The organism is Acidithiobacillus acidisediminis, from assembly GCF_023277115.1.
Classification (GTDB): domain Bacteria; phylum Pseudomonadota; class Gammaproteobacteria; order Acidithiobacillales; family Acidithiobacillaceae; genus Igneacidithiobacillus; species Igneacidithiobacillus acidisediminis.
Window position 1 is genome coordinate 2,533,416 of the sequence record NZ_JALQCS010000001.1, and the last position, 25,280, is coordinate 2,558,695.

The window sequence follows — 25,280 nt, forward strand, 5'->3', positions numbered from 1 at the left end:
CCTCAACCGCGTTCGAGCAAACCCCGCCAAGCGTCACGCAGATCCTCGAGTACTGGGCGACAACTCGCAAGCGCATCGAGATCGTCGAAGATATTCGCCCAGGCCAGTTTCTCGAGGACAAAGCGGTAGAGGCTATCGAGCCTATCCGCGATTTCTCCGCCCCGCTCGTGGTCGACGCTGGCAAGTAGATGCGCGGTCAGCTGATAGGCCTTGTCCATAGCCTCTGCCTTATCGGCGACCCGCTGGTTACGAATGGCCAGATCTGCCCGTCGTATATATTCAAGAACACCCTCCAAGCCCAGCAATACCAGTCGATCCGTGGATACGCCCTGCTGCCCGATTTGCCGATAGGCTTGTACCGCGTGGCTTGCAGCCATCATTGCTTAGACTCCTTCTCAACCGCCAGTGGAAGAACTGCTGCTACTGGAAGAACTGGAATAGAACGCATTGAGATACTGGCCAGTGGACTGCAGACCCGATAGCTGCGTCTGCATCGCAGAAAACTGCTGTTGCAACAAGGCCGTCTGATTGCTGGCCGACTGCTGCAGGGTAGCAATCTGGGCGTTCAAACCACCAATGGTGGAATTGATGCCGTTCTGGGCCGCCGTGATGAAACCATTTTGCGCGTTCAGAGCCTGACTCAGCAGGGTATTCATTTGCTGATAGAGCCCCTGACTCAGGGAAACCGTGCCAAGGTTGCCAGTCTCGTTGCCCAAGACCTGAATTTGCAGACCCATCGCGTTACCTGGCCCCGTCACCGTCAGGTTTTGCCCAACGCCGCTGGCTAACTGGCCATTAACGGTACCCGCCACATTGGTCCCTGAAGCCGCCAGCGTGCTGCTGCCGAGACCCGTACCGCCTGAGGCAACACTGGATTGCACCGTAAAGCTCTGGGCAGAACCATAACCCGCAGATTGCAGCTCCAACTTGCCGTTGTCATTGCTCGCAGTGATTCCTGTCAGGCCGCTCTGCTGCAGGGTCGCGTTGATGGTGTTGACCACACCTGCCAGCGTACTGCCGGAGCTGAGGGGCACCACCACCGACTGGGAGCCGGAGCCAAAAGTCAGGCTCTCGCTTTGGGTCAAGCCGCTGGCGGGGAAGCTCGAAGCCGCGATGATCTGGGCCTGACTCGCTGCCTGGGAGATGTTGATGGCATAGCTCCCCGCCTGTGTGGAGCTGCTGGCACCGACGTACTGCACGCTGCTGTTGCTGGTCTGCCCAGTCTGGCCAAAGAGCCCGACCACATCCTGGTAGTCCGCCGTCAGAGCCGTCTGCAAGGTACCGGTGTTCAAGTTGATGGTACCACTGCTGCTCAGGCCCAAGCCCACGGAACCTAGAGAGTTATAAGCGGCGCCTGAACTCAAGCCCACCCCAGGATTGGAGACCAAATTGAGCAACTGCGTGCGCAGACCATTGACCGCCGCATTGCCAAGGAGCGGCCCACCCGAACCTGCCTGGGCGTTATAGGCCGTCAGCTGATTGATGGTGCCCATGGTCTTGTTAAAGGCGCTCACAAAACTCTGCACTGTGGTCACAAAACCCGAGTTACTCGCACTTACCTGCAGGGTCGTGCTGCCACTGCTGGCCTGTAAAAGATTGAGAGACACCCCTGGGATAGCGCCAGAAATGGTATTGCTGCTGCTGGTCACGGGCAGTCCGTTGATGCTAACCCCAGCATTCTGGGCCGCCTGGCTCAGGCTCATACCCCCTGAACCAGTACTGCTATAGCTCAGACTGCCCAAGGCCCCTGTCGCTCCACTCACCGAAACCGTGAACGATTGATTGGCGCCGGTATTTGCGCCCGTGAGGGTGAGGCGGTAGCCGGTACCATCGTAGATCACCCCCGCATTCACCCCCACATTGGCCTGATTGATGGCCTGCGCGATGCCATCCAGGGTGTCATTGCTGTTGCTAATCTGAATGCTCTTGACTGCGCCACTACCAATCTGAATCTGCAGCGAGCCTGTCCCAAGCCCACTACTGGTGCTGGAAAAATTGCTGGAATACACACTCTGCGCTTGGGCCAACACAATATTACTGAGGTTGTAACTGCCTTGCTGGGCATTGGCGCTGGCCGTTGCCGAGGCAAGAGAGCTGTTTGTCACCGTCGCACTACGGTTATTGGTACTACCAATATTTTGTAAGGAACCCAACGCCGACTGCAGACTGGACAGGCTGCTCTGCAAAGTACCCCAAGCGCTGAGGGTGGTTTGCTGCGTCTGCTGCTGATTCTGCAGCAAGGTGATCGGAGCCTGGTAAGCAGCGCTGAGATTGGTGATCAAACTCTGCACGTCGATACCGCTGACCAACCCAGAAAGAGAAGTAGACATACAGACTCCTTACGACTTTTGCTGCAGCAAGTTCCCCAAGGGGGAGGAAGATTCTGCCGCCTTACTGATCTGATCGGCGGGTACATAATAGGAAAATAACACTTGTTTGGTAGTAATGTCAGACAATTTGATTAATACCTGATTGGGATGGTCCCCATTGGGATCCAAACCGGCTTCCAATTTGAATGATGACTTCGATTGTGCCACCTTTTCCTGCAATTTTTGAATCGATTTCTGTACCTGCTCGGCATTCACCGCGCCAACTTTCTGCTGCGGATCATTGCTCTTTTGCGATCCGACCGATGCAGTGTAGCTGCTGGCGTTCCCGGCCGGATTGACCAATATTGCCGCATCCTTGGTCATACCGCTTACACTGGCATTCACAATTGGACTGTCCATGATTCAACCCCCGCTGCCAAAAACCCCCCGGGCGTCCCCGGGAGGCAAACGCAACACCCGTTACGGGATGAGCTTGAGATAGCTCTGCTGCAAAGCATTTTCCTGAGCCAAGGTCGAGATACCCGCCTGTTGCAGGATCTGGTACTTGGTCAACTGCGAAGTTGCCTGAGCGATATTCGCATCCTGGACCGTGGACTGGGCCGATTGCAGGTTCGTTGCCGTGGTCTGATCATTACTGACCGATGCCTGCACCCGGTTCTGAATGGCACCCAATGCACCATTCTGCTGGTTCAGGTAGTTGATGGCCTGATCGACGATGCCGATGGCCTGCTGCGCGCCAGCTGCCGTGCTTACGTTGATGGTAGCTACCTGGGAACCGCCAGCGCCGGATGTCAGGCTGGCTGCCTGAGAACTGAAGCCAATCAAAGACCCACTACCAATCGAGTAAGAACTAGACGATTCGAACTGCACAACGCCTTGGATAAGCGCATTACCGGTACCACTACTAATGGTTCCCGACGACGCTATTTGGGCTCCAGTGGCCCCATTCAATGCCGTCAAAGTACCTGTGGAGCCCGAAGCCAAACCAGTCCCAGATAGCGCGCCACCTGTCGTCACACCTGCGGAAATATTGATGTTATTCCCATTGGCATTGGTAAGAACCAATTCCGTCTGGCCACTGACGACCTGAGTGCTCGCAGAAGTTCCTGTGATTGCCGCTTGGTTATTGATCGCAGTGACCAAAGAACTCAGATCCGGCTGTCCGTTGCTACCATTGGTCACATTGGCAGAGATGTTGACCGCGTTGGTAGGGGCACCGCTGCTACCGTTACTCAAGGTAAACGTGTAGGTCCCGGCAGACGCCTTGAAAGCCACACTGGTGTAGGCTTGCGCGGATACGCCAGTCTGACTCGATACCGCGTTGACCGCAGATGCCAGATTGGCTGCTGACTCTCCGGATGACGTAACGCTTACGGCAGCGGTACCTACACTGCCAGCAATGCTTAAAGTACCCGAGCTGAAGTTACCATTGCCGCTAACACCAAATGAGAACGCGCTACCGGCCGCATATCCACCATCCACATACGCACCACTCGCTGTATAAGCGCCGGCAGTAGAACTACCTGATGCCGCAACCGTATAATTCCCCATCGCCGAGGTCTGGGTATTGCCTACCGCAACATTGATGATCTGGTTGGAGTTTGCGCCCACCTGGAAGGCAGCGCCCGCAAAGGTTCCGTCCAGAATGTTCTGCCCGTTAAACTGTGTCTGGGTAGCGATGGTCTGCACCTGGGCCAGCAACTGGCTTACCACGCCCTGCAGGGCCTGACGGTCAGAGGTGGTGTTGGAGGCATTGGCCGCCTGCACCGCCGTGGTACGGATCTGCTGCAAGAGACTGGTCTGGTTCTGGATCGCACCGGTAGCAGTCTGGATCAGGGAAACGCCCTGGTTACCATTGGAAACCGCCTGATTCAAACCATTGATCTGGGTCTGAAACCGCTGGGAAATGGCATAGCCCGCTGGATTGTCCTGAGGGCCGTTGATGCTCTTGCCTGTGGACAATTGCTGCAAGTAGGTATTCAAACTGCTCTGCGTACCATTCAGAGCATTGAGGGTGCTTAATGCCCCCACGTTGGTGTTGATGATTCCTGCAATAGCCATGATTGCTCTCCTTAGCTAAAAATGAGTGGCTTCCTTGCCAATATTGTGGGCACCTATGACGACCCACAGTCACATTAACGACACAAGGCGCAAAAACTTGAATACCATTCGCCCTCCGCAGCTTGAGCACTGCTTCCCGTCCGGCTACAGTTTTGATGACGGCCATCCTGTAGGGACGGCAGCGGGGGAATCATGAGCGTGAAGCGAGTGCACCAAGCGTTGAGCGAAAACGACTACATGTTGGCAGACGCCGAGCAGGTCGAGGCACGCCTCTTCAGCCGCGAGGGGGACGGCTGGCGCGCGCAGACCTTGGACCGCGAGGACCGCATCCTGCTCGATTGTGGCGGCCTATCCCTGCCCCTGTCACTGGATGCCCTCTATGAGGATACGGGACTGCTTTGATACGGGACTGCTTTAGGGCGCTGTCCGAGGTACCAGAAAGGTCGGCTCCTGGTCTGCGGGCATGGCCCCAAGCTCCTCGGGGGTCATCCGCGCGTAGACCTCCAGTAGATACCCGCTGGGATCCCGCAGCCACAGCTCGTGCAAGGGGGTTCCCCGCCAGGTACTGCGGGGCGGCTTGACGATTTCCGCCCCCGCCGCCAGCGCGCGCTGGTAGCTCTCGATTACCGCTGCCCGATCCCCCACCCCCAGACCCAGGTGATAGAGACTGTAGGTATCCAAGGCCTCTCCTTTATCGTTGACCAGCAGCACAAAATTCAGGCGTAGATGGGGAACGATGAAGGTACTGTAGCGGGCCGTGTGGTCCTTGGGCTCTACGCCGAAGAACTGGCGGTAGAACGCCGTACTGCGCCCGAGGTCTGCAACGCGAATGCTGAGGTGAAACTCTTGACTGTTGGGGATCATTTCCATGGTTCATGCCACTCCGATCTGAGCAATGCGCGCCAATTCCTGTCCCAGGCGTGCCGGATCTTCCGCCAGCCACTGGGCTACCGGCAGCGCCAGCAGGGCCTCGATGCGCTGGCGCAAGACGGTATACGCCTGACGAAACGCCGCATCGATTTCCTCCTTTGTCCCTGTTGCCTTGGCTGGATCCTCCACCCCCCAGTGGGCCCGCAGGGCAGGCCCCAGGTAGGCTGGGCAAGTCTCGCCGGCGGCACTGGCACAGACCGTAATGACGATATCTGGCGTCTGGGCAAGGTCGTCCCAGGACTTGCTCGTGAGACCCTGGGGTGCAAATCCCTCCTGCTGCAAGAGGGCGATGGCGCGGGGGTGTACCTGACCCGTGGGATGACTGCCGGCGCTGATGGCATGCAGTCGTCCCTGGGCCAGACCATTGAGGGTGACTTCGGCAAGGATGGAGCGGCAGGAGTTGCCGGTGCACAGAAACAGGATTTCGGGAACTTTCATAGGGAGACTCCAGGGCAGAACGGGGGAATCAGGGAGTACAACTCTGGGTACCGCTACAGCAGTTGTCGGTCAGATACGCGAGGAGCCCGCGAATTTCTGGCATCTGGGCGCGGTATCGCTGATAGCGGCCCTCCCGCTGCACGGCAACGAGCCCCGCATGTTGCAGGCTCTTCAGGTGAAAGGACACGGCGTTGGCGGGCTGCCCCATGGCTGCGGCGATGTCGCCCGAGACCATACCGACGGGCTCCTGCTCCACCAGCAGACGAAAGATCTCCAGACGCTGGGGCGAAGCCAGGGCCTCCAGTTGGGCGACCCGCTGCAAAAGCTCTGGCGAAAGGTCAGGGTTATCGGGCACAGCACCCTCCAATCATTTCAATGTTATTTGAAGTATTGACATATTCGTCAGCATCGTCAAGACTGCGCCCATCGTATCCACCGCGAGATTGCCCATGTTGGCCCTGGCTATTTTTCTGCTCACCCTGACGTTGGTCATTTGGCAACCCCGCGGCCTGAACATTGGCTGGTCGGCCCTGGGCGGCGCCGTCCTGGCACTGGCCACGGGGGTGATCCAGTGGCGGGATATCCCGGTAGTCTGGGGTATTACCTGGGACGCCACCTTTACCTTCGTCGCCCTGATCATTATTTCTCTACTGCTGGACGAGGCGGGATTCTTCCACTGGGCCGCCCTGCACGTTGCCCGCTGGGGAGGAGGCCGCGGTCGTCGCCTCTTTCCCCTCATCGTGCTCCTGGGTGCGTTGATTGCGGCGGTCTTTGCCAATGATGGGGCGGCGTTGCTGCTGACCCCCATCGTCATGGCCATACTGCTGCAGTTGGAATTCAGCCCCAAGGCGACTTTCGCCTTTGTCATCGCCACCGGCTTTGTGGCCGACACCACCAGCCTGCCCTTGATGATCTCGAATCTGGTGAACATTGTCAGCGCCAATTACTTCGGCATTTCCTTCGATCGCTATGCCCTGGTCATGCTGCCCGTGGACCTGATCGCCTTTCTCAGCACCCTCCTGGTGTTACGCTGGGCCTTCCGCCGCCAGATCCCGGAACACTACGCCACGGCCCATCTGCCCCGGCCAGCGTCGGCCATTCGTGATCCCTTGGTCTTTCGTGCCAGCTTTCCGGTGCTTGTCCTGCTGCTCGTGGCCTACTTCGTGACCGCTCGCTGGCAGATTCCAGTTTCTGCGGTGACTGGCGCCGGGGCCTTGGCACTCCTGGCCGTGGCCGGGCGCTGGTGGCGGGGCGGCAGCGGGGCGGTCCTGTCGGTACGCCAGATTGTCTGGGAGGCGCCATGGAAAATCGTTATCTTCCTGCTCGGCATGTACCTGGTGGTCTATGGCCTGCGCAACGCCGGGCTGACGGCCATCGTCGCCCAGATCCTGCAGACGCTCGCCGGACATGGCCTGCTGGTTGCCACCCTGGGCACCGGCTTCCTCGCCGCGGCCCTGTCATCCATCCTGAACAACATGCCCGCCGTTCTGGTGGGTGCCCTCAGCATCCACCACGCAGATCTGGCCCAGAGTACGCCACAGATCCACGAGGCCATGGTCTACGCCAATGTGATTGGCTGCGATCTGGGACCAAAATTCACCCCCATCGGCAGCCTGGCCACCCTGCTCTGGCTGCATGTCCTGGACCGCAAGGGGGTGCATATCGGCTGGGGGCAGTACATGAAAACGGGCTTGCTCCTTACCCCACCCGTGCTTGTGCTGACTTTACTGGCTTTGGCGGGGTGGTTGAGCTGGATCTGAGCTCAAGGCAACCAGGCGGCGATCCAGTTGTCCAGATTCTGCTCCAAGAGCCAATGGGTCCGCACCTGCTCCCGCAATCGGTCCCCCGCCGCAGCGAGGGCCGCCCGATCGGCAACGGCCTCGCGGATGGCCTTGATCCAGTCACGGTAGCGGTTGCTCACCCGTGTCACCGGAAAGTCTCCTTGATACGGATAAATGTCTGAGCAGACCACCGGATAGCCCAGAATCCCGTACTCCAGCAGACGCAAGTGGCTCTTCGCCTCGTTGAAGGGGTTATCCTCCAGGGGGGCGATGGCCAAATCTAGATCCAGGCTCGCCAGCTTGGCCGGGTACTGAGGCAAGGGCACCCCTGGATGAAACTCTCGCACGTAAGGCTTGAGGGCTTCGGGGCAAAGACCAAAGAAGACCCAATCCACTTCCTCGGCCAGGTCCCGCACCACGTCGGCAATCAGCTCCAGATCACCCGTGTGCCCGACCCCACCGGCCCAGCCTACCCGCGCCTTGGCACCATCACGACGTCGGGGCTGTAGTTTGCCCCAGATGGCGTATTCGATGCAGTTGGGCTGTACCCGGACCTCATCGGCAAAGCCGGCATAGGCCTTGGCCAGGGGCTCCGTGGCCACCACCAGCCGGTTGCATAGTCCTGCTGCCTTGCGGAAACGCTTGGCGATATCCTTGTGGATATGGGCCTTGTGTAAGCTCTTGACGGGCAGGTTGGTGATCAAGTCGTCGATCTCGAAGACCCGAAAGGCCTTGCTCAAGGCCTTGTGGCGTTCCAGGGCCTCGATCTGGGGCCACTCCATCTGCCGTTGCAGGACGATGCTGTCCGGAGACATCCGCTCCATCTCCGCCACATCAAAGATCCGCATAGTCTCCCAGCCCTGCACCCTACCTGCCTGTTGCAGGGCGCGCATCGGGCTGATGATCCGGTATTCTCCGCAACCCTCTCGGTCGGCAGGATGCACCAGAATCCGCGGCCGGGGCCGCCAGTCCGGACTCCAGGTCAGGGCGGCCTGATCCTCGATCAAAAATTCGGTACTCGCTAAGCTCAATTGCCGGTTGTAGGCCGGATCAAAGGCCAGTTGCGGCAACCACTTGTGGTAGAACGCCAATTTTTCGCCAGCGAAACGCTTTTCCTTTTCGGGGCTGGGCTTTTTCTCCACTTCTCCGCGCTGGCTGGCGGAGCCTTCGTGCAAGAGCATGGCCCAGGGGGTAAAGACGATCTTTTTGCCCGCCTCCCGGACCTTCAGGCAGAGGTCCACATCGTTATAAGACACCTGAAACTTTTTCTCATCCAGCCCGCCCACTGCCTCGTACAGGTCCTTACGGATGAGCAGGCAGGCTCCGGTCACGGCGGAAAGATTCTGGGTCAGCATGGCCCGGCCAAAGTAGCCCCGATCCTCGGGCGCGCGACCAATGAAGGGGTGCTCCGCCGGCCCCCGCATACCAAGGATCACCCCCGCATGCTGAATCTTGCCATCGGGGAAGAGCAGCTTGGCGCCGACGATACCCACTTCCGAGCGCAGGGCATGGCTGACCATCTCGTCCAGCCAGTCCTCATGCAGGGCCGCTGTATCGTTGTTGAGCAACAGCAGGAGCTCGCCCTGGGCCGCGGCAACCGCCCGATTGTTCATGGCCGAGAAATTGAAGGGGCCAGGATGACGCAGCACCCGCAAACGCCCACCAAGTTGTTCCTCCTGGGCCGTGAGCATATCGAGATAGGTGCAGGTTTCCGGATCATCGCTGTCGTTGTCGATGATGAGAATTTCGTACTGGGGATACCGGGTCTTTTCGATCAGGGACTCGACGCAACGCTGCAAGAAACCCAACTGGTTGCGGGTGGGGATGAGAATGGAGACCAGCGGCGTGCTGCTCAGAGGGTAGCGCACCCGCGTCGAGGGTGGGAAGGGACCGGGCTGCACCTCGGCTGCAACACCACAACGCTGCAGGTGTCGCTCCAGTGCTGCCTTGCTCGCCGCAAGGATTTCTTCAATCGACTTTGTGCAATGCCCACCCCCCTGCAAGCGATGGTAGAGCAGTTCGGGAATATGACCGATGCCCGCGTCCCCTATCCGCTCCCAGGCCCGCAGTACAAAATCATAGTCCTCGGCGCCATCGGCTGCCGGCTCAAAGCCGTCCAGCTCCACAAACAAGGATTTCTTGATTACCAGCAAGCCCCCCACATAGGGCAGGCTGCGCAAATAATCCAGGTTGAAATCCGGTTTGCAGTGAGCATTCCCATGCTGCCCGTCAGGAGTTACCGAATCCTCGTCGGTATAGAGCAACTGCCACTCCGGATGCTGCTGGATGGCTTGGGTGATCCGAAAACTCGCGTCGGGGGACAGCTGATCGCCGGCATCCAGCAGGGCAAGCCAGTCGCCATCCAAAGTGAATAGCTCCTGATTGGCGCTCTCGAGCCAGCTGGCGCTCCTCGTCTTGGCGTCCAAGGATTGCATTTTTACAGGCTGCCACTGCGCCGCGATGCTGGTGCTGGTAACTTCCCTGTTCCCATTGGCGTTGCCCAAAACGCCAAACGCGAGGTTCGGAGTCGTCGGCGCTGCTGCAAGGGCTTCTTCGGCCCACTGGCGTTCTTGGGGGAGCCAACGATGCTGGGGCAGCCAAGCGATGGGCTGAGGAGAGGAGTTACGCGCTACGCCAGAAACATCCTCCGCTGATTGTCCGGAGACAGAGGAATCGCCGTGCAGAATACGTTTCTGCCATTTCAAAGCAAGTAATGTGGACCACCAATCATCCTGATCTGCGCTCTGGTTCCACCGCGCGATATGTGCCTGTGCGCGTTGACCAATTGCAACTCGCTCCTCTGGGTGTCTACATAACCATCTAATCCACGCACTCGCCTCAGTGAGGTCGGGTTCGGCCCACTGCGTACCTGGAGGAACAACAGGTGCCTGATAAACCGGTTGAGATCCGCGCACATCAACCAGTCGATAATTTACGAGACACGCTACACGCGCATCCATATAGGCCATATTTCCTGACCATGCGGTTGCTATGACAGGCCTCCCAAGCGTCATCGCCTCGAAAGGGCCTAGTCCGAAGCCCTCTGCCCTATGCAACGATATGTAAACATCACATAAAGCCATGAGGGAAAGAACTTGTGTATACGGAAGCGATGCAGTGAGAATATGGATTCTGGGATGAGAATGAAATAATGGCAGCAGAGGCTCTATCAACCTTTTAGACTCAACAGAATCGTTTGCGTTGATTTTTATAATGAGCCAGGCATCAAGGTCTCCATCTTCCATCGCGGCGCAAAACGCCTTGACCACTCCGGCGATATTCTTTCTTTCTTGATCGCTCCAGGGCTCAAACGCGGTCAAAAACAGGACACCTGTTTCTGGCAACCCAAACGTAGCACGCTGAGACGGCTCCCAAGGCGGCAACCTCATCGGAACCGGTGCATTCACCAATCTTGGACCGGGACAGGAAAAGGAAAAGGCAGCATGAATGAAGGGTGTGGCCGCCAAAACAGCATCTAAGGAACGAAGAGAGTCACACCAAGCCGGTGGTATTACGGGCAACTCCCAGAACACCATAGCCGCATTAAACCGGCCTGCTAATTGCAGATCTTCATTATGCCGATCAACAAGCCAACCAATAGTTTCTGGCGGAAGAACGAACACATTTATATCATACCGAAGATCTCCAAGACGCTCGACACTCCGCAAACCAGAAGGAACCGCTTCTTTACCGCCTCGACCTAATCCGGGATCGAGATCAAATAGGGATACAGGAACACCCAGGTTAGTCAAATAGGATATCAGATAGCGGGCAGAAACTCCCAGACCCAATCTTCCACTCAAATAACCGATTACATTTATTCCCACCCTTCCTTCTGCACCCCAAGATGCTCTGGCGACATCACTATCCTGGAATATATCTCCACATAATCCAACAGGAATAAATTCCTCAGGCAATTTTTCAAAGCGAGAACCTTCCTCAAGGCCGTCCTCAGGCAGGTAGATTTCTCGGAACTCGTCCCCTGAGCCAGACTGCAGATTATTGTATAATTCCACCTTATTTTTTCGAAATTCATAGCTGTGAAAAACGCAATCAAAATGCAATATACATGCGCTATCCTGGGCAAGAGCTGATTTGGAAAAAACAAAACCAGGAGTATAAATCTTTGATACATACTCTACCCGACTCTTTCTAAAAAGCCTCCACTGCCAATCAAGACCAATCTTAGAACTAACAATAGTCTCCAATGATCCGTCTCTGTAACAACACCATTTTCTACTAAAGCCTACACAATCAATGTCCTCCGGAAAATCACCCTCCCTTAAATAGGCCAATAATTGCGGAGAAAGTAGTTCATCGTCATCCAGTCTAAAAATCCATTCATTTCTGGCGAGACTGGAAAGATGCGGTACAACCTTATGCTCCGCGATGCAACCATCTTCGTTAGCAACAACAACACTCTTTACCGAATATCTACTCAACACGCCTAAAGTCCCGTCTGTCGTCTTGCTATCAACCCCGACAATTACATCATCAAATATATCCGATATAATACTTAGCGTATGAGAAATGTATTTTTCAGAATTCATTGTTGGTATTATTATACTTACATTCATAATGCGGTCGCTTTGGATAATTTTAGATTCATTATCTGAATCCACACAAGAATCATGCTTCCGTTTATAATAGCTATTAACTCTAACGTCAAATTTCCGTGCAAGCGTTTCGGTGGAGACCCCAAAATCTCTCTCAAAAATTATATTGAAGCTATTCAATACCTCTTTATGTGAGCCTTTTTGTCCAACAACTGCATAATCCGGACTGACCCCACCAAGAACTTCAAGCAACCCGATGTCATCACGCACCGCCATTCCTTGACGTTCTTGAAGACGAAGGACTTTGCTTCGCCTAAAGCCGCTATATTCTACCAGGAAATCTAGGAGCAATGGCGGTATGGGCCGCTGATGGGTGGGGTCAAGGTAGAAATTACAAGCCCCCACCATAAGATTTTCCGGATTGGGAGTTTCCAAGATCAACAGACCACCAGGACGTAGCACTCTGAGAGCGTGCGCCACCAATTCCTGCAACCGTGGAAAAGGAAGGTGTTCCGCCACATGAAACGCGGTAACAACCGCCACGCTTTCATCTGCACAACTCTGTAGATGCGCCAATATATCTTCCTGCTTTGCCGGTAAGTGCCTTTCCTCACAAGCCTGAAGCATCCCCAAATCCTGATCCACACCAACCGCACGAAAACCCCACTCACTTACCAGCTGCAACCACTCTCCCCGCCCGCAGCCAAGATCAAGGGCTTCCGCGTCGGGGTATATCGTCAGCAGGGGTTTAACAAAGGGTTCATACTGCACCAAACGTGACATTATCAATTCTCTGGAGCCACGATAGCGCTCCTCGAAAGCGCGATAAAAGTCCGAGGTGTTCATAATATGGAATTCCCTACTCAAGAAATTAGCGCGTGGTCACGAAATATAATTAAACAAACTCAATCCCTGCACCTGCACAAAGGCCTTCTGCGCAGCCTGCAGCGCCGTCGAACTCTCCTGGAACTGAGTGATCACCTGCGGGTAGCTAATGTCTGTCAGGCTGCTTTGGGTGGTCTGAAACTGCGTCGTCAGGTTGCTATTGAGGGAGCTCACCGACTGTGCTTCCTGCAGGTTGGAGCCGATCTGCGCCTGCACACTGAGGACCTGGGTTTGCGCCTGACTGAGATTTTGCAGGACATTACTGATGCCTTGGGCACGCTGGGCATTCGCGCCGGGCGAACCACTACCCGCCTGGAAGGCCTCGATGAGATCGCTGAAGGTCTGGAACAGGCTCTGGGGCTTGGCCGCTGCCAGGGTAAAGCTTTGGGTCTGCCCGTCGGCGGGTTGCCCCTGTGCCTGAACCGTCGCCATGGGGCTGCCATCTGGGCCCGGAATCGTAATGCTCTGGCCTGGCGTATAGACTCCAGAGGACACCACACCGGAACTGCTCAGAGCACCGCTACTGCTGGCTACCCCGCTGCTGACGCTATAGCTCAGCGCACCACTGGCGTTGGCACTGACACTCACCTGATACTCCACACCCTGGGCCACGAAGGCATTGTTGGCCGCACTCGTATTGATTACGGAGCCCGGACCCAAGGTTACCGTCCCCGAACCCCCACTATAATTGCTGCCACTGGGTGTAACGCTGAACGTGCCGTTGCCATCCGGAATATTCATGAATACCTGATTGCCGGGCTGCGACACCCCCATGTTCAGGGATGGCCCAATCTGCAGGGTCTGCTGACTGCTATCCCCTTGATAGACGACCTGACCGTTCCCTTGCAGGGTGAACGGCTGCCGATTGGTCAGAGAGCCACCGTAGAGATACGCGCCGTTGCCATCCTGGGTATTGGCCAACTGCACCAGCTGCTGCAGATTCCCTTGCATCTGCGTGACTGCGTTCTGCAAATCGTTGCCGTTGACAGTGGCATTATTCATTTGCACCGCCAGCTGTTTGACCTGATCAATCAGCGTTCCCACGCTCTGCAACGAACTACTACTGAGCTGCAGGTTCTGCTGCGCGTACTGATTGCTTTGCTGATAACTCTGCAGATTGGCAATGCGCGCACCCAGATTCAACGACTGGGAATAGGCCGTTGGGTTATCCGCCGGGTTGGTCAGGGCATTACCGGTGGAAAGCTGCTGACTCAACTGATTGAGGGTGCTTTGTTGTTGCAGCATACCGCTGAGCCCGGCCTGAAAGATCTGTTGGGTGCTGACACGCATCTTGGCTCTCCTTACAAGGCCTGGATCAAGGACTGAAACAAGGTATTGCCGACGGATATCGCCTTGGCCGCCGCCTGATAGGCCTGCTGATAGAGGATGAGGTTGGCCGCCTCTTGATCGAGGTTGACGCCGGAATAGGACTGCTGCGCCGATTGCGCTGAGCTGAGTACCGCGGACTGAGCCTGGGCCGTGCTCTGCGCTTGATTGGCCTGGGTGCTGACCTGACTGAGGAGTTGCGCCGCCTGGGCGTTGGCATTGTTTCCCCCAGCAAAGACCCCCTGCGTCGCCAGGGCTGCCAGTTGCTGCGCATTGCCATTGCTGCCCGCACCGCCGGGACTGAGGGTAAAGGTATCCCCCTTACCCACCAAGGTTCCCGAAAGGGTCATCTGATAATAACCGCCCGGGGGATTGTTGGGATACGCAATATCGATGGCGGTACCCGAACTGCCTAGAGCCACCGTCCCACTGGCCAGGGTGCTGCCGCCCGCGCTGATAGTGAAGCCGGCGGAACCACTGCTGGCGCCAGCAGCAAATTGCAGCTCCAGATTCGGCAACGGAAAAGCGAGTCCGCTGAGCACCACCGCACCAGTACCACTCGTGCGCACATACTGCCCCGCCGAGAGGGTCATGTTGCCGGCATTGGTGTTCACTAGGCTACCACTGCTGAGGCTGCCAGGACTTCCTACATACAGGCTGGCCGCGGCAATCTGACTGGGATCGGTCAGGACCGTTTGCATACCCGTCGCCCCTAAGCGGGTAGGCTCCACCAGATAACGATCGCCCGTGGCCACCGTACCAGACACCTGCAAGGAAAAGCCTTGCCCTGAGAAATTCAGGGTGGTCGTGCCGCTACTGACGGTACCCGACGTTGTGGCCAGCACGTTACCCGTATTGGCATCGGCCAACTGCCAGCCGCCGCTGGTCTTGCTCAGCAGATAGTCGCTGCCGGTGAGATTGGCGGTGGGACCGATACTGCCCGAGATCACCGCCGCCAGCCCACCGCTGCTGTTCTGGCTATTGGCAAAGACCTGCACTGGCCCGGTCTGGAACAGGGCGGATCCGGAGCTTCCCTGCAGAGTCAATCCCTGCGCCTGTTGCGCATTGACCGCAGCCGCCAAACCATCCGCCAGGAGCCCCAGACCATTTTCCGCCGGCTGCAGCGACTGACTGCGTAACTGCAGCAGTCCGCCCAGCACGCCACCCGTCAGATTCTTGGTAATGTCGGCGCTGCCCTGGGACCCCACATAGGCCACATCGAGGTTCTGTTGGTTATACTGGCTTGGCTGGGTCTGCAAGGAAAAGGCCTGGTTGCCCGCCACCAGCACCTGTCCGTTGGACAGAAAGACATTGATCTGAGAATTGTTCTGCCGCACCACCTGTACCCCAACCTGGCTGTTGAGCTGGGTGAGCAGCTGATCCCGCTGATCGAGTAGGTTATTCGGCTGCCCATTCCCCAAACCGGCGGAATTAGCGATTTGTTGATTCAACTTCGCAATCTGGCTGCTCAACTGATTGATGCTGCTGACACTCTGCTGCATCTGCTGGTTGATGCCTTGGCCAATGCTATCGAGCTGCTGTCCAAGGGACTGAAAGGTGCTGCTGAGGGTCTGGGCGTCGCCGAGCAGCGCCTGGCGCGACGGGATATCACTGGGATTGGCGGCCACCTGGGCTGCCCCCGAAAAAAACTGCTGGATTTGCGTGCTGACGTTGCCATTGTTGAGCACCCCCAGGACCTGCTGCAATCCCTGGGATAGCGTCGAGGCTCCGCTGGAACCAGCACTGGCAGACCAGACCTGCCCCTGCAAGAAGCTACTGTAGAGCCGCTGCACCTCGCTGATCTGCGTGCCGTTGCCATAAAATTGTCCGCCGAGGAAACTGGGCGAGGTCGTAGACTGAATGACATTTTCTTGGCTATAACCGGGCGTATTGACGTTGGCAATATTGTTGCCCGTAACCTGCAATGCCTGCTGTGCTGCCTGCAAGCCGGTGAGAGAGGTATTGATCAGACCCGATACGCCAGACATCTCACGCACTCCCCAAGGAATGACCGCGCCCGATACGATCAGCAAAACTTGCCGTAGAAGATTGGCTCTCCGGCTCCAGACGCGCGCGGATCTCTTCCATCCCAACGCGAAGGGCATGTTCAAAAGCAACGACGATCTCTTGCAGGTCTAGCACCGCAGCAGCCAGCTCTGGACTGGCCGGGCGCTGCCCTGCGGCGGCCCGCAGGGAGAGCAACTGCGCGAGCAGTTCCTGCTGTCGCAGCAATTGCTTGGGATCGCTCGGCTCCCCCGCCTGCAAAGCTGTCCGCGCTTGCGCAAGCAGGGCCGTGAGGCTTTGCAGTGTCTGCAGTTCTTCGCGATCTTTGGCTTCCATGCCCTTCTCCACTTCTCCTGCCATCTATAACGTCACATTGCTCCGAAAACTCAAGGGGTAAGCCCCGTACCGGCCAGGGCGGCCTGCATGACGGGTCCCTGCGCCAGAGCCGTCATCTTCGCGGCATAGTCGGGATCCGTGGCATACCCGCCATTTTGCAGGGCCTGCGCAAAACCGATAATGTTATTACCCTGCCCCAAAGCCGCGCGATAACGGGGACTATTGAGCAATAACTGGGTGTAATTTTCCACACTGGAAGCTACATTCTGATAAGCGCGGAAGCTTGCATCTTCCGTAGTATTTACGCCAGAAACAAATTCATGGGTAAGATTTTCTAGAGTATTGCCGCCCCAGCCTGTACCCGCCTTGATGCCAAATAGATTATTTCCGGGGGCATGTGCGCCCCAGCCGGTTTCCAGGGCGGCCTGGGCGAGGATTGCGACGGGCGACACATCCAGTTCCACGGCTGCCTGCCGCACCGCGGGCAAAATATTTTCGACAAAGGCACGCGCGCGTTGCAGGAGATTTTGACCCGGCTTCTGCCAACTGGCGGGTGTCGCTCCATTCGCTGGTAAACCGGCGTTATTCGGGGCGGCTGGAATGGTAACCGGAGTAGTCGCTGCCTCCGCCTTGGCCGCGGTCTTTGCATCCCAATGCAGGTGATAGCGATTGGCAATCTCTTTCGCGAGGGTGCTCGCCAGGCCAATTCCCGAGCCCTGCGCCACCGTTTGCGCGATTTGCTGCGTAAAGAGAGACTGGAACATTGGCCCACTGCTTTTGCCCAACAGGTCTGGGCCAAAACTGGTCTTGCTCATCGATTCCAGCATTTGGTCGAGAAGCATGGCCTCGAATTGCTTGGCCGTAGCGAGGATGGCGGCGGGGTTCTTCGCGGCGGCTTCCTGATGCAACTGCTGCAATTGCGCAAAGCTCAGGGCGCTTCCCGCCGCAGTCTGGGCTGTGCCAGCGCTGAGCGGAACGGCCTGGGCCGATGCCTGCAGGGCAATGCCGGCCATGCTCAGATCACCTCCAACTGGGCATGCAGGGCGCCAGCTGCCTTCATCGCCTGCAGGATGGCGATCAGATCGGTGGGCGTGGCGCCAACGGCATTCAGGGCACGCACCACCGCCTCCAGGCTTACCCCCGGCTGAAACATCAGCAACTTGGCCTGCGGTTGCTTGACCGTGACATTGGCCTGCGGCACCACCACTGTCTGCCCCGCCCCCAGGGGATTGGGCTGACTCACCAGATATTTCTGCGAGATGGTGACGGAGAGATTGCCGTGGGCGACAGCACAACTCCCCAGGGTCACGTTCTGCCCCAAAACCACCGTACCGCTGCGGGCATCGATGACCACCTTGGCGACGGGGGTTTCCGGATCGACATTGAGGTTTTCGATCAGGGCCAGAAAATTGACGCGCTGACTCGGATTGCTTGGTGCCCGCACCTGCACCACGCCCGCATTCAGGGCTTCGGCCGTGCCATAGCCCAGACTGCGGTTGATCGCATCGACAATGCGTGCAGCAGTGGTGAAACTGGGGGTGTGCAAATCGAGTTGGAGCGGCCCGCCATTCGTAAAGCCGCTGGGCACTGCCCGTTCCACATTGGCGCCATTGGGGATGGTCCCTGCCGTAGTGATGTTCACCTGGGCGGAAGCGCCATTACTGCTGGCGCCAAAGCCGCTGACGATGATGCTGCCCTGGGCCACGGCGTAGGTCTGCCCATCGGCACCCTTGAGCGGCGTCATGAGCAGGGTGCCCCCCGCCAGACTGGACGCATTGCCCACCGCCGAGACCGTCACGTTGATAGTCTGCCCCGGCTGTGCAAAGGGGGGCAGGTGCGCGGTTACCATCACCGCCGCCACATCCTTGGGTTGCAGATTATTGGCTACCGAGGCCGGTAAATTGATGCCCAGACGCTGAAACATATTGAGCAACGATTGTGTGGTGTAGGGCACCTGAGTGGCCTGATCGCCAGTGCCATTCAACCCCACCACCAGCCCGTAACCCACCAGCTGATTACTGCGCACTCCGGATACCATAGCTAGGTTGCGGATGGTTTCTGCCGATGCCGGGGCCATCGCAAAGATCGTCAAACTGAACAAGGCAAAGCCAAGGGTCCAGAGGGGTAGGCGAAGGTAGCGATGCATGGGGCGATCTCCCGTGGCTCAGAATGGCCAGAGGGAAAGAAAGAATCGTGCCAGCCAAGGCATCCGCGCGGCGGCATAGATGCTGCCGTCACCGCTGTACTCCACCCGCGCATCGGCGATCTGGGTCGAGAGCACCGTATTCTGTGGCGTCACGTCGGCAGGCCGCACCACTCCGGCCACCCGAATGAACTCATGGCCGCCATTCAGCAGCACCTCCTTGGAGCCTTCGATCACCAGATTGCCATTCCCCATCACCCGCACCACGGTCGTCTCCAGCGTTGCGGTAAAGGTATTGCTCTGCGTCGTGGCACCCGTTCCGCCAAATTTTTGGCTGCTATTAGCCCCCATCGACGGGCTGATCTGCGAGCCGCCGATGTTGCCAAAGGCCGGGGTCAGACCAAAGAAATTGGTCAGCGCCGCGCTCAGGCTATCGGAGCGATTGATTGCCGTGTTCGTATTATTGGAGGCGCTGGCATTCTCCTGGATCAGCACTGTGATGAGGTCACCGACACGGTTGGCGCGGTTATCGGCAAAGAGGGACACATTGGTCTCCGGCTGCCAGATGGCACCATTGGCCGGATGCGCGTTCAAGGAAGCGGGCTCGGCCGGGATCGGCAAGGGCTTGATCGGCTCCATGCTGGGATGCTCCATCGTCGCACAGGCACTCAAGCCAAGCGCCAGCAGGACGATCGGAATGAGGCGCCCAAGGCTACGCCAAAGTTGCCAAATCTGTGCGCGCATCAGCAAGCCTCCTCAAATATTGTTGATGGCGTAGCCCAGCATGGCGTCAGAGGTCGACACCGCCTTGCTGTTGATTTCATAAGCGCGCTGGGTCGATATCATATTCACCAGCTCGGAAACCACATTCACGTTGGAGGATTCGAGGTAGCCCTGTTGCACGGTGCCCAAGCCATTCAGGCTCGGTTGACCGGTCTGGGGCGCGCCAGAGGAGCCGGTCTGCAGGTAGAGGTTGTCGCCGATGCTCTGCAGACCGGTCGGATTGATAAAATTGGCCAGCTGAATGGTGCCCACCTGCTGCGGTGCCGCCTGTCCGGGCAAGACCACGGAAACCGTACCATCCTCGCCAATGGTAATGCTCTGGGCGTTGGGGGGAATGGTGACAGGCGGCTGCAGAAGATAGCCGTTGGCGGTCACCAACTGGCCCTGGTTGTTGAGCTGGAAGGTACCATCGCGGGTGTAGGCAATGGTGCCGTTGGGCTCCAGGATCTGAAAGAAACCCTGGCCGTTGATGCCCACATCCAGAGAATTGCCCGTTTGCGTCAGATTCCCCTGAGTCATCAAGCGTTCCGTGGCCACCACCCGCACCCCCGTTCCCAACTGCAGACCGGAGGGATACTGGGTCGTTTGCGAGGATTGGGCGCCTGGTTGGCGCAGGTTCTGATAGAGCAGATCCTGAAATACCGCCCGCGACTGTTTGAACCCGGTGGTATTGACGTTCGCCAGGTTGTTGGCGATGACGTCCATCTTGGTCTGTTCGCCTTCCAGACCCGTAGCGGCAACATAGAGCGAGCGCATCATAAGAAAAACCTCCTCAGCTTCAAGTGAGCACGAGTATCTGATTGGCCGTGTTACGGTCCTGATTGATGGTCTGGATCAATTTGGTCTGCATCTCAAATTGACGACTGTCTTCCAACATCTGGATCATGCTGTGGATGGGATTCACATTGCTCCCTTCCAAGGCACCACTCTCCAGGTATACCTGTGGGTCTTCCGGTGCGGCTTTGCCGTTACTATTCAGAAACAACCCATCTGCCCCCTTTTGCAGACCCTTTTCCGGCGGATTGACCAGCTTAATCTGGTTGATGGCAAGGATACCATTCGGTTGATTTCCCTGAGGAATCCCGGAGATAGTGCCATTACTGCCGATGGTCAGACCGGTCATGGATGGCAAGGAGATGGGCGCGCCATTGACCCCCAACACGGGATGCCCGGTGGCCGTCTCCAGAATTCCCTGCCCATTCACCTGCAGATTGCCGTCGCGGGTGTAGGCCTCTTTGCCATCGGGCCCCTGCACGGCGATCCAGCCCTGACCGTTGATGGCCACATCCAGAGAGCGTCCGGTATGCACGATCGGCCCGCTCTGGAAATCCCAACTCTGGTCTGTGGTAGCGGTATATACGCGGGTCGGCAAGCCGGCACCAGAACCATAGACGGGGAGCGCACGGGACTGGGCAATTTCGGCGCGAAAGCCGTTGGTATTGGCATTGGCGAGATTGTTTGCCACCACCGATTGCCGCTGCAGGAGTGTTTTGGCACCAGTCATCGCAATATAGAGGGTATCCATGGTGCCCTACTCCCTACAGGCTCAGGAGGGTCTGGACCACGGTATTCTGGGTCTTGATGGTCTGTGCATTGGCCTGATAGGCCTGCTGCGCCACAATCAGATTCACCAAGTCCTGCGATAAATTGACGTTAGACTGCTCCACGGCCCCAGACTGCAGCACACCGAGATTGGTGCTGCCGGGACTACCCTGTAGGGGTTGCCCCGAGGCATAAGTCTCTGCCAAATAGTTGTTACCCAAGTTCTGCAAGCCATTGTTATTGGCAAAGCGCGTCAGGCTGATCTGGCCCATGACTTGCGATTGACCATTACTGTAGCGCGCGAAGATATTGCCGCCGGAATCGATGGAGAGGCCGGAGAGCTGTCCAGGCCCATAGCCATTGCTGGTGGCACTGATGACCGCATTGGGCGAGTTGTAATTGGTGCTGCCGCTGTAATTCACATTGATCGTCGTCGATGCAGCGCCATCCGCCCAGGAAATTCCAGAGGTCGAGAAACTTTGGGAGCCCACCTCGGTTCCGAGAGAATTGAATTGCAATGTTCCCAATCTACCCGACGTAACACCACCTGACGTGGTGGTTCCGGTAACCGAGTAATCAACATTCCAGGTTTGCCCCGAACTTCCTGGTGTGCTGGGTTGGAGCTGATAATAGGTGGTCAGTAGCTGCGGCGTACCCAAACTGTCGTAAACCGTTGTCGTGGTCGAGTAGTTATAGCTAGAGGGATCATTGATGTTTAGCGGGATGTTAGGAGATGTATTGGTGGAATTGAGATTCAGATTGATGTTGAGACCCGAGGTTGCCTGCGGTGGCAATGCATTCTGGCTGATCGTCAACGGCCCACTGGCACCCGTCAGTTTGCCATTCTGCGCCTGAATTCCAATGAGTTCGCCGCCATTACCGTCGACAATCACGCCGCCGGAATTGAGCTGAAATTGCCCATTACGGCTGTACACCGTGGAACCATTATAGTTGAACTGAAAAAACCCGTTGCCGTTGATCGCCACATCCAGCGGGTTACTGGTCGTTTGAATATTTCCCTGGGTGAATTGCTGCGCTACTGTCATCACCTGGGTGCCAATACCTACCTGCCCATAGGTCGGTGCGGAGTTGGCCATAGCCGCGGCATAGGCATCTGAAAATTCGGCATTGGACGATTTGAAACCGACGGTGTTGGCATTGGAGATGTTGTTGCCCAAGACCTGTAGATCGGTTTGCGCAGCATTGAGACCACTAAGAGCCGTATTGAATGCACCCATCTTCTTCTCCTCAAATAATGTTTTGCACCGAACTGAATGGCACCGAGCCTTGCTGACCGGAGAGCTGCAGGGTTGGCCCGGAACTGCCCAGGGTCACCCCCGTCACCGTCCCCGTTGTGTAGGGCGTAGCAGTTACCGCCTGTTGCCCATTGCTGGCCTGCACCGAGAACTGATAGGCACCCGCTGGCAAAGGGGTGCCCGCGGCATCCTCACCATTCCAGGCAAAACTCTGCATCCCCGTGCCCTGCGGCCCCTGGGGGAGGATGGCCAGGGTCTGGCCAGCGCTGTTCTGCACCAGAACATCGACCGCGCTTGCGGCACCGTTCAGGTCGTAGGCACCCGTCGCCGTACCGCCGCTCAGGGTGAGGGTGTTGCCCGCAGTGGTCACCGATTTGCCAATCAGGCTGGCCGCCTGCAGGCCCTGGTTCTGATTGATCTGATCCATGAGTCCACTGAGAGAGCCCTGAATGGCTTGCACACCATTGGCAACGCTGAACTGCGCGAGCTCTGCCGAAAGAGCCTGGTTGCTCAGCGGGTTCAAGGGGTCCTGATTGGTCAACTGAGTAACCAGCAAGTTATAAAAAGTATTCTCACTGGCGAGGCCACTCGCCCCGGAACTGGCTGAGCCCGAACTTGTGGCACTGCTACTCTGCAGCGAGGCGTAAAAGGGATTCACACTACTGGCCAAAGAATTGACGCCACTCATGATCAGGCTCCTAGACTCAAGGTCTTCTGCAAGAGGATTTTCGTGGTATCCAGGACGTTGACATTCGCCTGGTAGGCGCGTGAGGCCGAGATCATATTGACTAACTCATCGACGGGGTTCACGTTCGGCATCTTCACATAACCTTGACTATCGGCGAGGGGATTGCCGGGTTGATAGACCAATTTGAATGGTCCCGGCTTTTCGACGACGCCGGCCACTTGCACACCGTCCACCCCCGCCGGCGCGGTACTGAAGGGCTGCGCTGCAAACACTACCTCTCGAGCGCGATACGGCTGCCCATTGGAGCTGGTAGCGGAGTTGGCGTTGGCCAGATTGCTGGCTACCACATTGAGGCGGTAGCTCTGGGCCGTGAGGCCGGAGCTGGCAACATTAAATACAGAAAACAAAGACATGAGCATTCCCCCCGAGGAATCAATTACTGGGTCGTGCCAGTGATGGCGGACAAGAGGACCTTGATCTTGCCCGTCAAGAAAGTGACGTCTGCCTGATAGCGCACCCCATTTTGCGCAAACTCCGACTGCTCGCGGTTCATATCCACCGAGTTGCCGTCCAAGCCGACGGCACTTCCCCGCTGGTATTGAACGGCGCTCGCCAGCGCCAAGGAGCTGGGGGAAGAAGTAAATTGCCGAGCTTGATCCGCTTCAAGCGCCAACCCACCTCCCTGTCCGGCTTGCACCGCCTGCAAGGTCTTGGTGAAGGGAATATCCACTGCCTTGTAATTAGGCGTATTGGCATTCGCGATGTTGGCAGCCAAAAGCTGTTGCCGATAGCCGGATACGCGCAGGGCATCCGCCAAAGGATCCAGAGTTTGGTTCAAGAGACTGGTCATAGCGCAAGCCCCCGCAAAAGATAACGTCGCCTACCAAGCAATCACCGTGCCTACTCTCCATACGCCCCGTAATCCTGCCATTCCTCAACCCTTCTGTAGATCCGGCGGCGGCAAGTTTCCGCCGCTGGGCAATCTCGGCAAGGTTTTGCCGCCCCAGCATTGCCGCAGGCGGCGCCAGGTCAGGCAAAGCCATGGGGCGGCGCTGGCCTGTGATTTGCTTGCTACTGCCCATAAAGCTGTTCTGGTATTGCTGAGGCCATCGTGTACAGAATCTTTCCCCACTGGACCATTTCCGTCGCCATTACCCTGGGATGTCTGGGACTTGCCAGCAACGCCATGGCAGGCGAAGGAGCGGCGTCCATCAAAGGCGCGGTAATGGCCTTTGTACAAAAGCACCTGCCGGAAGCAGCAGTCGGTAGTGAAATCCGGGTCGACGTGCCGGCAACGAGTGTCAGCTTTCCGACCTGTACGGCTTTACAACTGGCTTACTTCGGCTACGCCAATCCGTTCGGCAATCAAACCGTTGCCGTCCACTGTCAGAGCCCGCAGAGCTGGACCCTCTATGTGCCGGTACAGATCCAGCAGGGGCGCCAAATTCTGATCGCAGCCCATAGCCTGAGCGCCGGCACCATTCTCAGCCGCGCAGATTTTGACGTCAGCGAGGCCAATCCGGGCGAGCTCTCCGGCACCCCGGTAAACACTCCCGAACAGGTCATCGGACAACGCTTACGCTTTGGCGTGATGGCTGGGCAACCATTGCTGCTATCCATGTTGCAAAGCCGAAATCTGGTACATGCTGGGCAAATGGTAACGGTCATTGCCGAGGGGGATGGGGTACGGATTGCCACCGTGGCGCAAGCCATCGAAGATGGACGTGACGGACAAAGCATTCTCGTACGCAATGTGCAATCGGGGCGGGTTCTGCATGCCATTGTGACGAGCACCGGTAATGTGCGGGTATCCTTTTGAGTGGGCGAGAGAAAACGTTTCTTGCACGATTCAAGAGATTCTGCAATTGTGCCGTTATTGTGGTGACGAAGTGAGAGGAACGCATTCATGAATCCCATCCAAGCAAATAATCGCATCACGCCATTGCCGAGCGACACGCCGCGTAGCAAAAACGCGCCTGCGAAAGGTCCAGCTAATACAACAACGGGAGGCGCCACGCAGGAACAGGTGACCCTCTCCCCGGCTGCACAGGCACTCCTGCACGCCAGTGGCAACAACAAGGAATCCGGTCATCTTGAGGCCCTCCGCGCGGCCATAGGCAACGGCAGCTTTACCATCCTACCGGCAAAGATTGGCCAGGGCCTCGTCCAAGACCAAACCCAGCTGCTACCCGGCAAGCCCAACAGCCAGCAGAGCTAATCC

The 25,280-nt window shown here is 57.4% G+C and carries 24 protein-coding genes and 1 pseudogene; 4 read left to right on the plus strand and 21 right to left on the minus strand.

Annotated features, from left to right (window positions below):
* Positions 1–2 precede the first annotated feature (2 nt).
* From fliS to M5D89_RS12720, 4 genes are all read right to left on the minus strand, one after another.
* Positions 3–380 carry a flagellar export chaperone FliS gene (gene fliS, locus M5D89_RS12705; RefSeq protein WP_248886168.1) on the minus strand — a complete coding sequence of 126 codons (378 nt, stop codon included), beginning with the start codon at positions 378–380 and terminating at the stop codon, positions 3–5.
* Between the two features lie 15 nt (positions 381–395).
* Positions 396–2,330 (minus strand): flagellar filament capping protein FliD, encoded by a 1,935-nt coding sequence (gene fliD, locus M5D89_RS12710; protein ID WP_248886169.1) that lies wholly within the window; start codon positions 2,328–2,330, stop codon positions 396–398.
* A 9-nt stretch (positions 2,331–2,339) separates the two neighbouring features.
* Positions 2,340–2,693 (minus strand): hypothetical protein, encoded by a 354-nt coding sequence (locus tag M5D89_RS12715; protein ID WP_248886170.1) that lies wholly within the window; start codon positions 2,691–2,693, stop codon positions 2,340–2,342.
* 96 nt (positions 2,694–2,789) lie between these two features.
* Positions 2,790–4,391: a flagellin N-terminal helical domain-containing protein gene (locus tag M5D89_RS12720; RefSeq protein ID WP_248886171.1), complete on the minus strand. Its 1,602-nt coding sequence runs from the start codon at positions 4,389–4,391 to the stop codon at positions 2,790–2,792.
* A 192-nt stretch (positions 4,392–4,583) separates the two neighbouring features.
* Here M5D89_RS12720 and M5D89_RS12725 point away from each other — a divergent pair, with 192 nt between their 5' ends.
* Complete coding sequence (locus M5D89_RS12725; RefSeq protein ID WP_248886172.1) at positions 4,584–4,793, plus strand: hypothetical protein; 210 nt, start codon at positions 4,584–4,586, stop codon at positions 4,791–4,793.
* Positions 4,794–4,805: 12 nt separating this feature from the next.
* On the opposite strand, the gene M5D89_RS12730 is transcribed toward M5D89_RS12725, so the two are convergent.
* The 3 genes from M5D89_RS12730 to M5D89_RS12740 are packed head-to-tail and all read right to left on the minus strand — an operon-like array spanning position 4,806 to position 6,114.
* Complete coding sequence (locus tag M5D89_RS12730; RefSeq protein ID WP_248886173.1) at positions 4,806–5,261, minus strand: VOC family protein; 456 nt, start codon at positions 5,259–5,261, stop codon at positions 4,806–4,808.
* Positions 5,262–5,264: 3 nt separating this feature from the next.
* On the minus strand, positions 5,265–5,759 hold the full coding sequence (locus M5D89_RS12735; protein WP_248886174.1) for an arsenate reductase ArsC: 495 nt from the start codon (positions 5,757–5,759) through the stop codon (positions 5,265–5,267).
* Positions 5,760–5,787: 28 nt separating this feature from the next.
* The gene (locus M5D89_RS12740) at positions 5,788–6,114 is read right to left on the minus strand and encodes an ArsR/SmtB family transcription factor (protein WP_248886175.1); all 327 of its coding nucleotides are present in this window, start codon (positions 6,112–6,114) and stop codon (positions 5,788–5,790) included.
* Positions 6,115–6,208: 94 nt separating this feature from the next.
* On the opposite strand from M5D89_RS12740, the gene M5D89_RS12745 reads away from it, so the two are divergent.
* Positions 6,209–7,519 (plus strand): arsenic transporter, encoded by a 1,311-nt coding sequence (locus M5D89_RS12745; protein ID WP_248886176.1) that lies wholly within the window; start codon positions 6,209–6,211, stop codon positions 7,517–7,519.
* A 2-nt stretch (positions 7,520–7,521) separates the two neighbouring features.
* Here the strand turns inward: M5D89_RS12745 and M5D89_RS12750 are convergent, their stop codons facing one another.
* From M5D89_RS12750 to flgB, 14 genes and pseudogenes are all read right to left on the minus strand, one after another.
* Positions 7,522–10,245: a glycosyltransferase gene (locus tag M5D89_RS12750; RefSeq protein ID WP_248886177.1), complete on the minus strand. Its 2,724-nt coding sequence runs from the start codon at positions 10,243–10,245 to the stop codon at positions 7,522–7,524.
* Between the two features lie 243 nt (positions 10,246–10,488).
* Positions 10,489–12,942 (minus strand): annotated as a pseudogene (locus tag M5D89_RS14505) (methyltransferase domain-containing protein); the annotation flags it as partial.
* Positions 12,943–12,978: 36 nt separating this feature from the next.
* Positions 12,979–14,271 carry a flagellar hook-associated protein FlgL gene (gene flgL, locus M5D89_RS12755; RefSeq protein ID WP_248886178.1) on the minus strand — a complete coding sequence of 431 codons (1,293 nt, stop codon included), beginning with the start codon at positions 14,269–14,271 and terminating at the stop codon, positions 12,979–12,981.
* An 11-nt stretch (positions 14,272–14,282) separates the two neighbouring features.
* Positions 14,283–16,295 carry a flagellar hook-associated protein FlgK gene (gene flgK, locus M5D89_RS12760; protein ID WP_248886179.1) on the minus strand — a complete coding sequence of 671 codons (2,013 nt, stop codon included), beginning with the start codon at positions 16,293–16,295 and terminating at the stop codon, positions 14,283–14,285.
* A gap of 1 nt (position 16,296) precedes the next feature.
* The gene (locus M5D89_RS12765) at positions 16,297–16,647 is read right to left on the minus strand and encodes a hypothetical protein (protein ID WP_248886180.1); all 351 of its coding nucleotides are present in this window, start codon (positions 16,645–16,647) and stop codon (positions 16,297–16,299) included.
* Between the two features lie 50 nt (positions 16,648–16,697).
* Entirely contained in the window at positions 16,698–17,660 is a 963-nt protein-coding gene (flgJ, locus tag M5D89_RS12770) for a flagellar assembly peptidoglycan hydrolase FlgJ (RefSeq protein WP_248886181.1), read from the minus strand.
* 2 nt (positions 17,661–17,662) lie between these two features.
* Positions 17,663–18,793, minus strand: a complete 1,131-nt coding sequence (locus M5D89_RS12775) for a flagellar basal body P-ring protein FlgI (protein ID WP_283103002.1) — start codon at positions 18,791–18,793, stop codon at positions 17,663–17,665.
* Between the two features lie 18 nt (positions 18,794–18,811).
* Positions 18,812–19,534, minus strand: a complete 723-nt coding sequence (locus M5D89_RS12780; RefSeq protein ID WP_248886182.1) for a flagellar basal body L-ring protein FlgH — start codon at positions 19,532–19,534, stop codon at positions 18,812–18,814.
* 12 nt (positions 19,535–19,546) lie between these two features.
* Positions 19,547–20,332: a flagellar basal-body rod protein FlgG gene (gene flgG, locus M5D89_RS12785; RefSeq protein ID WP_248886183.1), complete on the minus strand. Its 786-nt coding sequence runs from the start codon at positions 20,330–20,332 to the stop codon at positions 19,547–19,549.
* 19 nt (positions 20,333–20,351) lie between these two features.
* Entirely contained in the window at positions 20,352–21,098 is a 747-nt protein-coding gene (gene flgF / locus M5D89_RS12790) for a flagellar basal-body rod protein FlgF (protein WP_248886184.1), read from the minus strand.
* Between the two features lie 13 nt (positions 21,099–21,111).
* The gene (flgE, locus tag M5D89_RS12795; RefSeq protein WP_248886185.1) at positions 21,112–22,353 is read right to left on the minus strand and encodes a flagellar hook protein FlgE; all 1,242 of its coding nucleotides are present in this window, start codon (positions 22,351–22,353) and stop codon (positions 21,112–21,114) included.
* Between the two features lie 10 nt (positions 22,354–22,363).
* Entirely contained in the window at positions 22,364–23,059 is a 696-nt protein-coding gene (locus M5D89_RS12800) for a flagellar hook assembly protein FlgD (RefSeq protein ID WP_248886186.1), read from the minus strand.
* 2 nt (positions 23,060–23,061) lie between these two features.
* A complete protein-coding gene (flgC, locus tag M5D89_RS12805; protein WP_248886187.1) occupies positions 23,062–23,472 on the minus strand; it encodes a flagellar basal body rod protein FlgC in 411 nt (136 codons plus the stop codon).
* Positions 23,473–23,495: 23 nt separating this feature from the next.
* Positions 23,496–23,909: a flagellar basal body rod protein FlgB gene (gene flgB / locus M5D89_RS12810; protein ID WP_248886188.1), complete on the minus strand. Its 414-nt coding sequence runs from the start codon at positions 23,907–23,909 to the stop codon at positions 23,496–23,498.
* A gap of 261 nt (positions 23,910–24,170) precedes the next feature.
* Here flgB and flgA point away from each other — a divergent pair, with 261 nt between their 5' ends.
* Both flgA and M5D89_RS12820 read left to right on the plus strand, forming a co-directional pair.
* Complete coding sequence (gene flgA / locus M5D89_RS12815) at positions 24,171–24,878, plus strand: flagellar basal body P-ring formation chaperone FlgA (protein WP_248886189.1); 708 nt, start codon at positions 24,171–24,173, stop codon at positions 24,876–24,878.
* Between the two features lie 87 nt (positions 24,879–24,965).
* A complete protein-coding gene (locus M5D89_RS12820) occupies positions 24,966–25,277 on the plus strand; it encodes a flagellar biosynthesis anti-sigma factor FlgM (protein WP_248886190.1) in 312 nt (103 codons plus the stop codon).
* The last annotated feature ends 3 nt before the right edge of the window (positions 25,278–25,280 follow it).

What these genes read in the sequence shown, in the direction of transcription:
- fliD (WP_248886169.1), bottom strand. Translation starts at nt 2,330, where the DNA reads ATGTCTACTTCTCTTTCTGGGTTGGTCAGCGGTATCGACGTGCAGAGT.
- M5D89_RS12780 (WP_248886182.1), bottom strand. Translation starts at nt 19,534, where the DNA reads ATGCGCGCACAGATTTGGCAACTTTGGCGTAGCCTTGGGCGCCTCATT.
- M5D89_RS12820 (WP_248886190.1), top strand. Translation starts at nt 24,966, where the DNA reads ATGAATCCCATCCAAGCAAATAATCGCATCACGCCATTGCCGAGCGAC.
- fliS (WP_248886168.1), bottom strand. Translation starts at nt 380, where the DNA reads ATGATGGCTGCAAGCCACGCGGTACAAGCCTATCGGCAAATCGGGCAG.
- M5D89_RS12775 (WP_283103002.1), bottom strand. Translation starts at nt 18,793, where the DNA reads ATGCATCGCTACCTTCGCCTACCCCTCTGGACCCTTGGCTTTGCCTTG.
- flgG (WP_248886183.1), bottom strand. Translation starts at nt 20,332, where the DNA reads ATGATGCGCTCGCTCTATGTTGCCGCTACGGGTCTGGAAGGCGAACAG.
- M5D89_RS12745 (WP_248886176.1), top strand. Translation starts at nt 6,209, where the DNA reads ATGTTGGCCCTGGCTATTTTTCTGCTCACCCTGACGTTGGTCATTTGG.
- M5D89_RS12735 (WP_248886174.1), bottom strand. Translation starts at nt 5,759, where the DNA reads ATGAAAGTTCCCGAAATCCTGTTTCTGTGCACCGGCAACTCCTGCCGC.
- flgL (WP_248886178.1), bottom strand. Translation starts at nt 14,271, where the DNA reads ATGCGTGTCAGCACCCAACAGATCTTTCAGGCCGGGCTCAGCGGTATG.
- M5D89_RS12725 (WP_248886172.1), top strand. Translation starts at nt 4,584, where the DNA reads ATGAGCGTGAAGCGAGTGCACCAAGCGTTGAGCGAAAACGACTACATG.
- flgC (WP_248886187.1), bottom strand. Translation starts at nt 23,472, where the DNA reads ATGTCTTTGTTTTCTGTATTTAATGTTGCCAGCTCCGGCCTCACGGCC.
- flgB (WP_248886188.1), bottom strand. Translation starts at nt 23,909, where the DNA reads ATGACCAGTCTCTTGAACCAAACTCTGGATCCTTTGGCGGATGCCCTG.
- M5D89_RS12715 (WP_248886170.1), bottom strand. Translation starts at nt 2,693, where the DNA reads ATGACCAAGGATGCGGCAATATTGGTCAATCCGGCCGGGAACGCCAGC.
- flgJ (WP_248886181.1), bottom strand. Translation starts at nt 17,660, where the DNA reads ATGGCCGGCATTGCCCTGCAGGCATCGGCCCAGGCCGTTCCGCTCAGC.
- flgK (WP_248886179.1), bottom strand. Translation starts at nt 16,295, where the DNA reads ATGTCTGGCGTATCGGGTCTGATCAATACCTCTCTCACCGGCTTGCAG.
- M5D89_RS12765 (WP_248886180.1), bottom strand. Translation starts at nt 16,647, where the DNA reads ATGGAAGCCAAAGATCGCGAAGAACTGCAGACACTGCAAAGCCTCACG.
- flgE (WP_248886185.1), bottom strand. Translation starts at nt 22,353, where the DNA reads ATGGGTGCATTCAATACGGCTCTTAGTGGTCTCAATGCTGCGCAAACC.
- M5D89_RS12800 (WP_248886186.1), bottom strand. Translation starts at nt 23,059, where the DNA reads ATGAGTGGCGTCAATTCTTTGGCCAGTAGTGTGAATCCCTTTTACGCC.
- flgF (WP_248886184.1), bottom strand. Translation starts at nt 21,098, where the DNA reads ATGGATACCCTCTATATTGCGATGACTGGTGCCAAAACACTCCTGCAG.
- M5D89_RS12730 (WP_248886173.1), bottom strand. Translation starts at nt 5,261, where the DNA reads ATGGAAATGATCCCCAACAGTCAAGAGTTTCACCTCAGCATTCGCGTT.
- M5D89_RS12720 (WP_248886171.1), bottom strand. Translation starts at nt 4,391, where the DNA reads ATGGCTATTGCAGGAATCATCAACACCAACGTGGGGGCATTAAGCACC.